Below are 14433 nucleotides of genomic sequence, written 5' to 3' on the forward strand. Positions count from 1 at the left end.
AGGCTGAGCGGGAACGGGGCGGAGTAGAACGAAGGGCATGCCGAAAATCACCGACAGCGTCACCACCCCCGACGGCAGCTGCGACGTCGCACTGTTCACCCCGGACGGGACGGGCCCCTGGCCCGGGGTGGTCATGATCCCCGACGCCGGCGGCGTGCGGGACACGTTCGACGAGATGGCGGCCAAGCTGGCCGGATTCGGTTACGCGGTACTGCTTCCCGATGTGTACTACCGGGAGGGCGACTGGGCCCCGTTTGACATGGCGACCGTGTTCGGTGACGCCGACGAGCGAGCCCGGATCATGTTCATGATGGGTACCCTGACGCCGGACCGGATCACCCGCGACGCCGAGGCGCTCTTCGACTACCTGGCCGGGCGCCCCGAGGTCACCGGCGAGCGGTTCGGCGTCTGCGGCTACTGCATGGGCGGACGTATCTCGGTGCTGCTGGCCGGGCGCCTTCCACAGCGGGTCGCCGCGGCGGCGTCGTTCCACGGCGGCGGCCTGGTGAGCGACAACGAGGACAGCCCGCACCTGCTGGCCGACCGGATGAACGCGGTGATCTACGTGGGCGGCGCCGAGAACGACCCGTCGTTCACCGCCGATCACGCCGAGCAGCTGGGCAAAGCACTGACCGCGGCCGGGGTCCGGCACACCATCGAGTGGTACCAGGCCGGGCACGGGTTCGCGGTGCCCGACAATGCGCCCTACGACGCCGCGGCCGCCGAGCGGCACTGGGCGGCGATGGCGGAGACGTTCGCCTCGGCGCTGCGTTGAGCGTCACTTACCGGGACTGAAAACCGCCCGCGGGGCCGAGCAGCAGGCCGCCGTCGATCACCATCGTTTCGCCGGTGATCCAGCTCGCCGCGTCCGACACCAGGAACGCGACCGCACCTGCCACGTCGACGGGCTCACCGATGCGGCCCACCGCAATGGATTTGGCGAGCGGATCCTCGTTGCCTTTCCACAGCGCCTCGGCGAGCCTGGTGCGCACCACGCCCGGGGCAATGGCATTGACCCGGATACGCGGTGAAAGTTCCAGGGCCAGTTGCTTGGTCACGTGAATCAGCGCGGCTTTCGTAGCGTTGTACATGCCCATCCCCGGCGACTGGTGCAGGCCGCCGATGGAAGCGGTGTTGACGATCGCACCGCCGTGCTCGCCCATTCCCGATTTCACGACCAGCGATGTCCACAGCAGCGGCGCCCACAGGTTGACGTCGAAGATCTTCGCGAACCGCGCATGATCCTGCTCGATCAGCGGTCCGAACGCCGGGTTGGTGCCCGCGTTGTTGATCAGGATGTCCACCCGTCCGAACCGTTCCACCGTGAGCTCGACGCAGCGCCGCGCCGCGTCCTCGTCCACCGCGTGCGCACCGACGCCCAGCGCCCGCTCACCGACCTGGGCGGCAGCCTGCTCGGCGGCCTCCTGTTTGCGTGCGGTGAGCACCACGTTGGCGCCCGCTTCGGCGAGTTGCTGCGATATCGCCAGCCCGATGCCGCGTGAGGCGCCGGTGACGATGGCGGTGCGGCCGGTCAGATCGAGTGAGGTCATGATGTCAGCCTGCTGTCTGTAAAAAGTGGTGAAAGACTTTTTGGGGCAAGGTTTGAATGCGCGCACACGTGGTATGCGAGATGCATGTTATCGAAATTGAATTTTATGAAACCACTGGTGGTGGCCGGGGCTGTCGCTACAGCGATTGCCGCGGCGCCAATGGCCTCTGCAGACGTTGCCGCGACCGTGCCGGGCTCTCCCAGCACCGGCATCACGCATTTCGCACCCCTTGACCCGGGTGGCAGCGGCTGCGACGCCAACGGAAACTGCGGCTCGGGCGGTGTCAACCAAGGCCCCGGCGGCGGACCCGGCGGCCAGGGCTGCGTAGGCGGAATCTGCGGCAGCGGCGGCCAGTTCGCCGGTCCGGGTGGCGTGCCGGGCGGCGAAGGCTGTCTTCCGGGCGTCGGTTGCGGCACCGGCCACGGCTGATTCGGTTCCCACGCAAAACACCACTACCCCGTTATCCACAACCCGTCAGTGTCCCGGCAGCCTGGTGATCCAGGTCCGGGACTCTGCCGGGTCAATCACATCGTCGAGTTCGAAAGTCGTGGCAGCGCGTAACGCCTTGCCGTGCTCGTAGGCGGCGGCAACCAGCCTGTCGAACAACGCTTGTCGTGCGGCGTCGTCCGCGGCGGCCGCCAGCTCCTTGCTGAAGCCAAGCCGCACAGCACCTTCCAAACCCATGCCGCCGATCTCGCCGGTCGGCCATGCGACGGTGAACTGCGGCGCGTGGAACGAGCCACCGGCCATCGCCATTGCACCCAGGCCATATCCCTTGCGCAAGATGATCATTCCGAACGGGACGGTCAATTGTGCACCGACGATGAACATCCGGCCGAACCGGCGGACCGCCGCCTCTTTCTCCGTCTCAGGCCCGACCATGAATCCTGGTGTGTCGCACAGCGACACCACCGGCAGACGGAACGATTCGCACAGCGCCAGGAAGTCCCCCGCCTTGTCGGCGGCCTCGGCGTCGATCGCCCCACCCAAATGGTGGCTGCTGTTGGCGATCAGCCCGTACGCCTCGCCCTCCACCCGTACCAGCGCGGTGACAATGCCTACCCCGTAATCGGGTCGCAGCTCCAGCATCGAGCCGACGTCGACGATCGACTCGATCGCCCGGTGCACGTCGTAGGCGCGCAACCGGTTCTCCGGCACCACATGCCGAGCCAGCCGGGGATCGGGCTCCTCCCAGCTTCCGAGCGAGCCCTGGAAATAGGACAGGTACTGCTTGGCCAAGGCCACCGCGTGGGCTTCGTCGCGCGCCACCAGGCTCACCACGCCGTTGCGCCGTTGCACATCGATCGGACCGATCGCCTCCGGCGGATACACCCCAGCCCGCCGCCCTCGATCATCGCCGGGCCGCCCATCCCGATGTTGGCGTCCGGTGTCGCGATGATCACGTCGCACACCCCGGCCAACGCGGCGTTTCCGGCAAAGCACCGCCCCGAGACGATCGAGACCAACGGCACCCGACCGGACAAGCCCGCCAGCGCCGCGAACGTCGGCACGTCCAGGCCGGCATGACCGCCGACGTCGGTGTCGCCGGGCCGCCCGCCCCCACCCTCGGCAAACAGCACCACCGGCAGCCGCTTCCGGACGGCGAGGTCGAAAACCCGGTCGGTCTTGGCGTGGTTGCGCATGCCCTGGGTACCGGCCAACACGGTGTAGTCGTAGGACACCACCACCGCCTCGGCAGCATCGCGCCCGAACCGGTGCGCCCCGATGGTGGCCAGGCCGGCGACCAGGCCGTCGGCCGGGGTGTTGGCGATCAGGTCCTCTTCGGAGCGGCGGCTGCGCTGCGCTGCGATCGCCAGCGCGCCGTACTCGACGAAGCTGCCGGGGTCGACCAGGTCGGCGATGTTCTCCCGGGCGGTGCGACGGCCCCGCTGGTGCCGCTTGGCGACCGCCGCCTGTCGGCCTTCGTCCAGGGTGATCAGGTGGCGCCGCCGCACCTCGTCCAGATCGGCGCGAGATGCATCGAGATCGATTGAACCCGAAGTGTTTTCGTCGTTGGACTCGGATCCGGTGCGGGTGTAGACCACCAGCGGGTCGCCGGTCCCGACGACTTGGCCGGGCATGACCAGGTTGCGGGTGGTGCGCAGGGCGCCCGGAGCAACCAGCACGTGCTGCATCTTCATCGCTTCGAGCACCACCAGCTGCCCGCCGGCCTCGACGTTGGTGCCCTCGGGCGCGACCTCGATAACCGTGCCGGCGAGCTGTGCCCGCAACGCTTCCTCCCCCGGGTAGAGCTCGACGTGGGCCTGCTGCCGGCGCTGGTGCGACGTGGCCGCGGCGGCCAGCCCGGGAAGCCGGCTGTCCAGAAAACTCGTGGTCACCACACCTGACTGGAAGTCGCTGTCGGACAGCAGCTCTCGCAGTAACTCCAGGTTGGTGCCGACACCCTCGATACTGAATTCGCCCAGCGCGGTGTGCATTTTGCGGACTGCGGCGGCAAATGACGCGCCCCGCACATGGGTGACGACCTTGGCCAGCAGCGAATCGTACCTAGGACTCGGGGTCAGGCCCGGACGACCGTAGGTGTCCACCCGCACCCCCGGGCCAGTGGGCGGCGAGAATACGTTGAGGGTTCCCGACGTGGGCAGGACGGATCCGTCGGGAGCGAACGTTTCCATGTTGACCCGCGCCTGGACGGCGATGCCGTGCGGCTTTATCGGCTGACCGATCACTTCGGTTCCGTCCGAGGTGATTCCGGCCGGCAGGCTCAGCTGCCCGTAGCCCGCACCCCGGGCAATCGCCAACTGCACTGCGATCAGGTCGGTGCCGGTGACTTCTTCGGTGACGGTGTGTTCGACCTGAATCCGCGGGTTCACCTCCAAGAAGACGAATTCGGAACCGCGAACCAGGAACTCCACGGTTGCCAGGCCGCGGAGACCCACCTGGGCGCACAACCGGGCTGCGGCACCGTGCAGTGCGCGCCGCAACTCGTCGGAAAGCTGTTGCGCGGGAGCGACTTCGATGACCTTCTGATAACGCCGCTGGACACTGCAGTCGCGATCGCCGAGCGCAATAGCCCGCATCCGCTCCCCGTCCGGCGCGGCCACGATCTGCACCTCGATGTGCCGGGCGTCGTCGAGCAGCGCTTCGGCGAAAACCGCCGACTCACCGAAGCCGAGTCGGGCTTCGGCGGCGCACTGCCGGTAGGCATCGTCAACCTGGTCGGCGCTGTCCACCCGGCGCATGCCCCGCCTCCCCCGGCCAGCGCCTTGATGATGATGCCGCCGTCCTGGACGGCGAAGAAGGCGCGCACCTCGTCCACGCTGGCCGGTCCGTCGGTGGCCGCCAGCACCGGTACGCCGGCGGTGACCGCGGCGCCGCGGGCGGCGGACTTGTCGCCGAAGCACTCCAATGACTCCGCCGCCGGACCCACGAACACGAACCCGGCGTTCGCGCAGGTCCGGGCGAATTGCGCGCTCTCGCTGAGGAACCCGTAGCCCGGGTGGATCAGCGCGGCGCCGGCCGATTTCGCGGCCACCAGCACCGCGGTCTGGTCGAGGTAGGCCGCGACACCGTTGCCCGGCAGGTTGATCGCCTCGTCGGCGGCGTGTACGTGCGGGCTGTCGGCGTCGTCGTCCGCGTAGACAGCGACCGTACTCATGCCCAGTTCGGTTGCGGTGCGGATGATTCGGAGAGCGATCTCGCCGCGATTGGCAATCAGCAGAGTGGTTTCGCGTTCGCGCGCTGCCGGCCGCATAGCGCTTAGCGTACGGGCCAGATCAGACGACGCCGTGCTTGGGCATCACCGTCGGCCGCACGCCGTAACGCGGCCCCGACACCGGTCGGGCGCCGTCCACGACGACGGCGGGTGCGCCCGGCAGCACGTCCATCGGATCGTCCGCGCCGGGAACCGCCCAGCCGGTGCCGACCGACGTCGGTTCGCCGGCCCGGGCCGGCGCCGCGACGTACCACCCCGTCGGCACCGACAGGCGACCGACCGAGGACGCCGCACCCGAGGCGGCCACCACCGGTGTCGCACCCGCCGGCACCGCGGGCGCACCCAGCCGGGGCCCTCGCCGCAACCTTCGCTGCGGCGATATCGGCGAAATCGTCGTCGTCGTCGTTGGCCGGCATGGCGATGTTCGAGAAATTGGCACCGAAGTCGGCGTAAACGGCCTTGACGTGGTTGACGACCTCGAAGATCGGATGGTCGATGCCGTCGATCCAGGCAAGCAGCCCGATGATCCCCCCCCGATCCCGCCCACCGCTGCCGGCGAGGTCGAGGCGGCCGGCGCAGCCAGACTCAGTACGGCGTTCGGGCCGCTGTCGACCAGATGCGCCAGGGCGGTCTGCTGCGCGGGCGCGGCGGCGGGGTCGGCCACCGCCGACGGGCTGCGCAGCGCATCCAGTCGCCCTGCCGCCGCCGAGGACGCGGCGTACCCGTACATGGCCGCGGCGTCCTGCGCCCACATCTCGCCATAGCGCGCCTCGGCGGCCGCGATGGCCGACACGTTCTGCCCGAATGTGTTGGTCGCCGTAAGTTGCGTCAACCGCGCCCTGTTGGCGGCGACCTCGGCCGGCGGCACCGTCGCCCGGAACGCGGTCTCGAAAGCGGCCGCCGACGCCCGGGCCTGTTCCCCGGCGAACGCCAGGCAGTCAGCGGTGCAGCTCAGCCAGACCGAGAAGGGCTGCGCCGCAGCGGCCATCGCCCGCGCTGCCGGACTCAGCCATTCCTCGGTGGTCAGCCTGGTTATCACCGCCTCGAAATCGGACGCGGCGGCGCTCAACTCGGCGGCCACACCGTTCCACGCCGCCCCGGCCGCCAGCATCGGCGCCGCCCCGGCGCCGGCGTACATCAGCGCCGAGTTGACCTCTGGAGGCAGTGCCCCGAAATCCAATCTGTATCCGTTCTCCGGCGGGCCGTGGTACCGGCGCTCCCGCCCAACAGGCCGTTTGTCCGATCAAGCTCACCGCCGGTACGCGTGCGCTCGGCGAACCCCCCACTCGTTGCCAGACCGGTCGCAGTAAGCCGGTCGAGTTGACTCCGTATTTCTCTGCATGCTCCCTGAATCGCCGATACCCCGCATCCGCACGGGTGCGGCCGCCGTCGTTGTATCGTGGCTGGTCAGAGCCTCGTGAAGACGGGATTCGACCGGTTAGCAGACATACGGAATTCATAGAACCCGACTCTTGTCATTTTCCCGGGAGTCCGTCATAGCCACCGTTTACAAGCAGCTCACGCGGCGACTTTGCGCAGCACGACGGGCTGCAAACCGTATCGCGACCCGGCGTATCCGGGCCCGCCTCTGCCGCCATGGCCAAGCCCGGCGCGCTGAGTATCCCGATGGTCGGGGCGGCCTGCGGGACGGCTCAGCGCAGCGCCGGCCCCCACCGGACCTGTTCGCGCAGCGCGCCTTTGAGTAGTTTTCCGCCGGCGTTGCGCGGCAGCGGCGTGGTCGCCACCGAGACGTATTGCGGAATCTTGAAGTCGGCCAGTTGCGTGCGGCAGTGCTCGAGCACCGCCGTCACATCCAGTTGTTCTCCGACCAGCACCGCCCCCACCTTCTCGCCCATCACCTCGTCGGGCACCGCGAGCACACACGCATCGGCCACCCCGGGAGCCGAAAGCAGCACCGCTTCCACCTCGACACTGGAGACGTTTTCGCCGCCCCGGTTGATGATGTCCTTGAGCCGATCAACGATGTGCACGCGGCCGGCGGCATCGACACGCACCACGTCGCCGGTGTGCAACCATCCGTCGACAATCGTCGCGGCGGTGGCGTCCGGACGGTTCCAGTAACCGGCGGTGACATTGGCGCCCCGGGTCACGAGTTCTCCGACCAGGTCACCGGAGTCAGCGGAGTCGCCGCCCATCGGGATCACACCGAGATCGACTGAGGGAACGGCATATCCGACCGAGTCCGCGTGCTCGACCGCGTCCGCGTCGGGTAGCACGGTCATCAGGGACGCGCTCTCGGTCATGCCGTACCCGTTGAACACTTGGGCTGACGGGAACGCGACCTGCACCGACTGCACCAAGCTGGGCGCGATCGGGGCGCCACCGTAGCCCGCCCAGCGGACACCGGAAACGTCGGCGGCGGCGAAACCTTTGTGCCGCAACAACAGTGCGTAGATCGCGGGAACGGTCACCATCACCGAAATGCGCTCGGCGCTCAATGCGCTCACCAACTCGTCGAGGTTGAGAACGGGCATGATCACCGCCGCGCCGCCGAGCCGGTGCGCCGCCAGAAGCTGTGAGTTGCAACCCGTCACATGAAACAAGGGCACCGAAATGAGGGTGCGCAGCGCTTCGGCGATGTCCCGGGGTTGCCGCAGGCACCGCACCGCGTTCTCGGTATTGGTGACAAAGGCCTGGTGCGTGGTCGGTACGCCTTTGGGATGCCCGGTGGTGCCGGAGGTGTAGAAGAGCGCGGCGACGTCGGTGCTTTGCGCCCGCTCGGTCACGTAGGGCCGCCCGTCCGGCAGCGGCGCATCCGGCGCCAGGTCGACGTGCGCTCCCGCGTCGGCCAGGACGAAGTCCACCTCGGGCTGAGCCGAACGCGTATTGACCGCCACCGCAATGCCTCCGGCCAGCACCGTGCCCCAGAAAGCCAGCACCCAATTGACCCCCGCATGATGGCGAATCGCCACCCGGTCACCGGCTTTGAGCCCGGCCGCCCGCAGACCGCCGGCCACCCGCGCCGCACGGTCCCACAACTGCCGGTAAGTCAATCGCTGCCCGCCCAGTTCGACGACGGCCTCGCTGTCCGGGCGCGCGTCCACGTGCTCGGCGAGCATGTCCAGCAGGGTGGCCGGGATGTCGTCATAGTGCGGAACGCCGTTGCGGCCGAAGGAAACCCCCGTCCGCGGGAAAGGGTTGCCGTCCCGGGGGATCTCGACGATTTCCGCCATGGCCGTGGCTCCTTCCGCCGCCCGATCGAGCATGCCTCTCACACCGTAGGAGCCGCGTGGCCCATGGTCCAGATCGGCGCAGCAGATCAGGTCTGCAAATCGGCTTCGAGGAAGTTGTCGACGTCGACGGTGCGCGTGATCCAGCGCCACCACCCCGGCAGCTGCGGCTCGGCGGTGGCGGCGTCGATGACGCGCGGCTGCACGACCTCGACGGTGCGCCCCTTGGTCACTACGGTCGCCGATCCGGCGGCGAGCACGTTGCGCAGCCAGTCGACACCGGTGCCGTAGGGCAGCGGCACCAGGATCTTGTCCGGCGTCGTGATGACGACAACCGGAGTCTGGTATCGCCGTCCCGAGTTGCGGCCGGTATGCCGGATCACCGACGCATACCAATAGCGGCGGCCCGCCAAGGCCATGCTGAGCGGGTTGGTCACCCGCTTGTTGAGTTGTCGGACCGCGTCCCGGACGTGTGGATTTCGGTAGGTGGGCATGTGTTCAGCCTGCTGGCATCGGGGACCGATGGCCAGGGACTTACGTCCTGAATCGCCGGTTAGTCTGTCCTCGATGACGACCGCCGACTCCACGCCCGCACTCGACGCGTTCTTCACGGTCGACGGCGAGTTCTACCTGCCCGGTGAGATGACGCGGGGTCCCTGGGGCGCGACGATGGGCGGTCAGATCGTCGGCGGTCTGTTGGGTTGGGGAATCGAACAATCCGGTATCGAACAATCCGGTATCGACGCGGATTTTCAGCCCGCCCGGCTCACCGTGGACCTACTGCGGCCGGCGCTGCTCGAGCCGGTGCAGATTCATACCTCGGTGCAGCGCGCAGGTCGTCGTCTCAGGCTCGTCGACGGCACGCTGGTGCAGAACGGGAAGACCGTGGCGCGGGCCAGCGCGCTGTTTCTGCGCCGCGGCGACCATCCCGAGGGCGAAGTCTGGTCGGCAGCAGTGCAGATGCCGCCCCTTCCGGCCGGCTCGGCGGGTTTTCCGGACGACATGCCGTTCCACATCTGGGGGTACGGCGCCACTTCGGCAGGCAGCCCGGGTATCGCGGCCGGCGAGTGGGAGCAGACACACTCCCAGAAATTCGCCTGGACAAGGCTTTTCCGTCCGTTGGTGGAGGGCTTTCCGTTGACCCCGTTCACCCGGCTGGCGTTCGTCGGGGATGTGACAAGCTCGCTAACCCATTGGGGCACAGGGGGTTTGCGGTACATCAATGCCGACTACACGGTCACCGCAAGCCGACTGCCGGAGGGCGAGTACGTCGGGTTGGCCGCCCAGAGTCATTACGCAGCCGCCGGAGTGGCCACCGGCAGCGCGATCCTGTTCGACCAGCACGGGCCGATCGGCACCAGTTCGGCGCTGGCCCTGGCGCAGCCCGCCGAGGCATTCAAACCGATGTTCACTTAGCCGAAACGCCACCGGGCTGCCAGACCTCGGCCCGGGTGCGGCGTTTGGGTTATGCTGACGCTCCATCAGCCGCGACCGGATCCGCACGTCTCGGGTGGCGGGCGGACGGTCACTACGACGGGTGGACATTCCCTTGGAGGGGAACCGGCCATGCGCATTCACTTAACACCGCTACTCCTTTTCCGGACCCCTTTCCCGTACTGCGCAGTCCGGCCGGCAGCGCCCACCCCGGTGTGCCCTGCGCCGTGACGACCCCGGTGCTCGACCTCGACGGCCGGCTGATCAACCGGCAGCAGGAGTTCGCCGAACTTCGGGCCGCGGTGGAAACGGCGGGACGTGTCGGCGGTGAGTGCCTGCTGCTCAGCGGGACACCGGGAGTCGGCAAGTCGACGCTCATGCAGGCCTTCGGCGTCGAGGTGTCCGAACGTGGCTGCGTGTTCGCGTACGGCAGGTGCCGGGACGGCGCCGCCGCCCCCTACGCGGCGCTGTCGGACGCGCTCGGCTCGCTGGTGCGCAGCATGCAGGTCACCGGGCCGCCCGAATGCGAGCACTGGCGCGCCGATCTGGTCAGCGAGATGTCGGGGTTTGCGGGCATTCTCGGCGAACTCGTGCCCGACCTGGCGGCGGTGCTGGGCGGCCCCTCGGACGAAGTCGACCTCGATGCGGCGGACTCGCGCCGCCAATTGCACCGCGCCGCCATTCGGCTGTTGTCCGCCACGGCGTCCTATCGGCCGGTGGTCCTGGCGATCGACGACCTGCAGTGGGCCGATCGGGACACACTGCTGCTGCTGGCCGAACTCTTGACGGTGTCGCTGCGCAACGTCCTGGTCGTCGGTGCGTACCGCTCGGGTGCGTTCGATGCGACCGCGGCGGGCATCAGAGCGCAGAGCCTGAAGACGATCGAGCTCGAACCGCTGGCCGCCGATGATGTCGAGGAGCTGCTCGCCGAGGTGTGCGGTCGCAGCGTGGAGATGCGCGACGTGGCAGCGGAGTTCCACCATCGGACCGGCGGCAACCCGCTGCAGCTGCGTCAGCTGTTCTATCGGGCGCAACGCGAAGGCGCGCTCAACCCGGCCGGCCCGGGCGGCCGCCCGAGTTGGGATCTGCGCGTACTCAGCTCGATCGAGGTCTCCGCCACCGCCGCGGAGTTCCTGGGGCGCTACCTCGATCAGCTCCGCCCGACCGACCGGGAGGTGTTGAGTTCGTTGTCGTGTATCGGCACCGAGTTCGACCTCGACGACGCGACGGCAGCGGCCGCGCGGTCTCCCGACGTCGTGGCCCACGCGCTGTGGGTGTGCCTCGAGCTTCGTTTGGTCGAGGCCCTCGACGGCGGTGGCCAGCGGATTACCAACGCGATCAGCCGCGACGCCCGCTACCGGTTCAGCCACGACCGGGTAGCCGAGGCAGCGCGCGCCGGGATGTCCGCCGATCAGATGCGCGCCGTGCACCTGCGTATCGGGCGGCGACTGGTCACGCTCGGGGACGATCGGGTGTTCGAGGCCGCGCGCCACGTCGGGATCGGCGGGCTGGGGTTGGCCGACGAGGTCGAACGCACCGGTTTCGTCGAGGTGGTGCGGCGGGCGGCGCGCAAGGCCCGGGCGCAGGCTTCGTTCCCGTTGGCCCTCGGGTATTGCCGTAATGCTCTGGATCTGCTTGGCGGGCAACGTTGGGCCGCCCACTTCGCGCTGACCCGGGAGCTGCAGCTCGACGCCGCCGAGGCCGCACTGCTGGTTGGTGACATACCGGTGCTCAATGCGCTGCTCGACGAGGCCGAGCAGATGCTGTACGAACCGCCGGACCGCGCGCGCCTGGCCTATCTACGGCTCAAGGGCCGGGTCGCGGAGAACCGCCTGCAGGAGGCGCTCGAAATCGGGCTGCAAGCCCTCGACGAACTCGGCGAAAAGATCCCCAGCGAGGCGGGCAAGCCGCGGATGGGCAACGCGATCGTCCGGATGCGACTGACGATGAGCCGCTGGAGCAGCGAGCGACTGCTGGACCTGCCGCACTGTGCGGACCGGCGGGTCATCGAAATCCAGCCGATTCTCGCCGAACTGTGCAGGTTGTCGGTGCTCGTCCGGCCCAACCTGTTGCCCTTGCTGGTACGCAAGCAACTCGATCTGATGCTGGCCCACGGCCACACACCCTCCTCGCCGGTGGTGATCGGCGGTTACGGGATTGTGCTCGTACTGCTCGGTGACCATGCCGGCAGCCAGCGCTTCGGCGAGGTCGGCATGATGCTTGCCGAGCGACCGGAATTCCGGGACGCGCGGCCGCAGACGTTGTTCATGCACCTGGACTTCATCCAGCACTGGCGCCACCCGCTCCGCGACGGCCTGAGCGAGCTTCGCGACGCCATCGAGGAGGCGCTCGACCAGGGCGACCAGGAGAGCGCTGCAAGCCTGGTCGCCGTCCTGCTCTCGCAGTCGTTCTGCGTCGGTCGTCCGCTCGCGGAGATCGACGCAATCGCCAGCTCCCTGATCCCGCACATCCGTTCCCAGCCGGTGCACAGCTCGCTATGCCAGGCCATGCACCAGTTCTGCCTCAACCTGATGGGCCGCAGCGCCGATCCCGTCCTCCTCGCCGGCGAAAGCGGATACGACGAGCGAGAGGTGCTGCCAGCCGCCCGACGGGAGGGCGACGAGGTGTCGCTGAGTGTCGCCGCAGCCATGAAGCAGGGCCTGCACTTCTGGTGCGGGGACCACGCCGGCGCGGTCGCCGCCACCCCGGAGGCAATCGAGCACCTCGGGGGTCTGGCCGGCACCGCGGTGTCAGAACTTGTCCACCTCATCGCCGCGCTCAGCATGATCCGGTGCGCGCCTCGGGATCGCTCGACGGCGCGTTTCGTCCGCCAGACGCTGGCGTCGCACCGCAAGTGGGCGACGGAGGCACCGGAAAACTACGCAGCGCCCTATGCCCTGATCCGGGGCGCATGGGCGCGAGCGCGGGGGCAACACGCCAAGGCCGAGCGCCACCTGCACAGGGCGATCGAGCTCGCCGAGAAAAATCAGCTGCCGATGATCAGTGCGCGAGCCCAGGAGGAGGCGGCCGCCCTCTATGCCGACACCAGCCGGACGACGCTGCGCGACCATATGCTGCGATCGGCCTATCAGCGCTGGCTGAACCTGGGTTTCAAGGTGCGTACCGACTGGCTGGCGCGGGAACATCCCTGGCTGCTCAGACGCGATCTCAAGACGGATGCGGCCGGGATCGACCCGGTCGGCGCCCATCAGCTGCTGCACGCGCTGTCGGGCGCCCGGACCCCGGACGGCTTGGCCAACATCATTCTGGGCTCGGTGGCGGACACGACCGGTGCGCGCCGCGTCCTGTTCCTCACCGGTGCAGCGGAGAATCTGTCGGTCCGCGCCATCCACGAACACGGCGACATCTCGATCGTGGACGGCCCCTGGACCGAAGTGCCCTACGACGCCGACATCGTGCGCCGCGCGATGGGCACCGGCTCCCCCATGATCGTCGCCGCCGAGCCCGCCCAACCGGGTGGCCGGTCACCGGGACGCGGTCAACAGCATCCGGGCCCGTCCGTGCTCGTCGTTCCGATCACGTTGCAGGACAAAATAATCGGCGTCATTTACGCCGAGCAGGACGAATCCGGCGGAAGCTTCACCGCCGACCACGAACAGGCGGTCGCCTTCTTGAGCGCCCAGGCCGCCGCGCCCCTGTGGAACTTCCAGCTCGAGGCACGCCTGCGGGCCGCCGACGAGCACCGACAGTCCCTGATCGACGTGCAATCCCGGTTTGTGCCCAATGAACTGCTGCGCATCCTCGACATCGACGACCTTCGCCGCGTCCGCAGCGGCTACCGGGTGGAACGCGAGATGACCGTGCTCATCAGCGATATCCGGGGTTATACGACCATGATCGAGGACATGGACGTCGCCGAGGCGGGCAACCTGGCGATGGGCTTCCTGCGGGCTGTCGAGCTGCCGATCATCAGCTACAACGGCATGATTCAAGACGTGCGCGGGGACGAGATCGTCGCCGTGTTCGAGTCCGAGTCCGACGGCATCCGCGCGGGATTGGCCATGCTGCGCTCGCTGCGCGAGCACAACCAGGAACGCAGAGCACTCGGCTCCGAGGAGCTGCGGGCGGGCATCGGCATCAACACAGGCGCGGTGGCGGTCGGGCTCGTCGGTGGGGTGAACCGGATGGTGCTCACCATCATCGGCGACGCGGTGAACCTCGCCGCACGTATCGAGAGCACCAACAAGCGTTACGGCTCGGCGTTGCTCATCTCCGACCGCACCTATCAGCGCCTCTCGTCGTCCGAGCAATTCGACATCCGGCGCATGGAGCGCGTGATGGTGGTCAACCGACGTCGACCGGTGACGATTTACGAAGTGTACGAAGAGGATTCGGCTCCCCTGCGGGCCGCAAAGCGCGCGGCGCAACCCGCGTTCGACGAGGCCTTCGCATTGTTCGACGCGGGCGACGTCGAGGGGGCGCGCGCCGCTTTCGAACGATGCCGCGAGTTGTTGCCCGAGGATCCCGTAGCACCGCTGCATCTGGCGCACTGCGACGCGGTGGCACGCGGTGAGCTGACCCCTGGTCAAGAGATAGCCCTGATGACCAAGTAGCGCACTAC

General features: G+C 68.4%; 8 protein-coding genes and 1 pseudogene. 4 read left to right on the forward strand and 5 right to left on the reverse strand.

What is annotated here, in order from left to right; translation table 11 throughout:
- Positions 1 to 37: 37 nt before the first annotated feature.
- Entirely contained in the window at positions 38 to 775 is a 738-nt protein-coding gene (locus tag L6444_RS18550; protein WP_236976452.1) for a dienelactone hydrolase family protein, read from the forward strand.
- 7 nt (positions 776 to 782) lie between these two features.
- Here L6444_RS18550 and L6444_RS18555 read toward each other — a convergent pair whose 3' ends face one another.
- Positions 783 to 1550: an SDR family oxidoreductase gene (locus L6444_RS18555; protein ID WP_236976453.1), complete on the reverse strand. Its 768-nt coding sequence runs from the start codon at positions 1548 to 1550 to the stop codon at positions 783 to 785.
- Between the two features lie 105 nt (positions 1551 to 1655).
- Here L6444_RS18555 and L6444_RS18560 point away from each other — a divergent pair, with 105 nt between their 5' ends.
- Positions 1656 to 1979: a PE-PGRS family protein gene (locus L6444_RS18560; RefSeq protein ID WP_236976454.1), complete on the forward strand. Its 324-nt coding sequence runs from the start codon at positions 1656 to 1658 to the stop codon at positions 1977 to 1979.
- A gap of 45 nt (positions 1980 to 2024) precedes the next feature.
- Here L6444_RS18560 and L6444_RS18565 read toward each other — a convergent pair.
- From L6444_RS18565 to L6444_RS18580, 4 genes and pseudogenes are all read right to left on the reverse strand, one after another.
- Positions 2025 to 5265 (reverse strand): annotated as a pseudogene (locus tag L6444_RS18565) (acetyl-CoA carboxylase family protein).
- Positions 5266 to 5287: 22 nt separating this feature from the next.
- Complete coding sequence (locus tag L6444_RS18570; protein WP_236976455.1) at positions 5288 to 6406, reverse strand: PPE family protein; 1119 nt, start codon at positions 6404 to 6406, stop codon at positions 5288 to 5290.
- 472 nt (positions 6407 to 6878) lie between these two features.
- Positions 6879 to 8411, reverse strand: coding sequence for a class I adenylate-forming enzyme family protein (locus L6444_RS18575; protein WP_370653165.1), 1533 nt, complete (start codon positions 8409 to 8411; stop codon positions 6879 to 6881).
- A 95-nt stretch (positions 8412 to 8506) separates the two neighbouring features.
- Complete coding sequence (locus L6444_RS18580) at positions 8507 to 8911, reverse strand: PNPOx family protein (protein WP_236976457.1); 405 nt, start codon at positions 8909 to 8911, stop codon at positions 8507 to 8509.
- A 73-nt stretch (positions 8912 to 8984) separates the two neighbouring features.
- On the opposite strand from L6444_RS18580, the gene L6444_RS18585 reads away from it, so the two are divergent.
- Positions 8985 to 9833: a thioesterase family protein gene (locus tag L6444_RS18585; RefSeq protein WP_236976458.1), complete on the forward strand. Its 849-nt coding sequence runs from the start codon at positions 8985 to 8987 to the stop codon at positions 9831 to 9833.
- Between the two features lie 257 nt (positions 9834 to 10090).
- Positions 10091 to 14425: an AAA family ATPase gene (locus L6444_RS18590; RefSeq protein WP_236984250.1), complete on the forward strand. Its 4335-nt coding sequence runs from the start codon at positions 10091 to 10093 to the stop codon at positions 14423 to 14425.
- The last annotated feature ends 8 nt before the right edge of the window (positions 14426 to 14433 follow it).

Origin of the sequence: Mycobacterium kiyosense, from assembly GCA_021654635.1 — a bacterium.
In the GTDB taxonomy this organism is placed as follows: Bacteria; Actinomycetota; Actinomycetes; order Mycobacteriales; family Mycobacteriaceae; genus Mycobacterium; species Mycobacterium kiyosense.

What these genes read in the sequence shown, in the direction of transcription:
- L6444_RS18550 (WP_236976452.1), top strand. Translation starts at nt 38, where the DNA reads ATGCCGAAAATCACCGACAGCGTCACCACCCCCGACGGCAGCTGCGAC.
- L6444_RS18555 (WP_236976453.1), bottom strand. Translation starts at nt 1,550, where the DNA reads ATGACCTCACTCGATCTGACCGGCCGCACCGCCATCGTCACCGGCGCC.
- L6444_RS18560 (WP_236976454.1), top strand. Translation starts at nt 1,656, where the DNA reads ATGAAACCACTGGTGGTGGCCGGGGCTGTCGCTACAGCGATTGCCGCG.
- L6444_RS18580 (WP_236976457.1), bottom strand. Translation starts at nt 8,911, where the DNA reads ATGCCCACCTACCGAAATCCACACGTCCGGGACGCGGTCCGACAACTC.
- L6444_RS18585 (WP_236976458.1), top strand. Translation starts at nt 8,985, where the DNA reads ATGACGACCGCCGACTCCACGCCCGCACTCGACGCGTTCTTCACGGTC.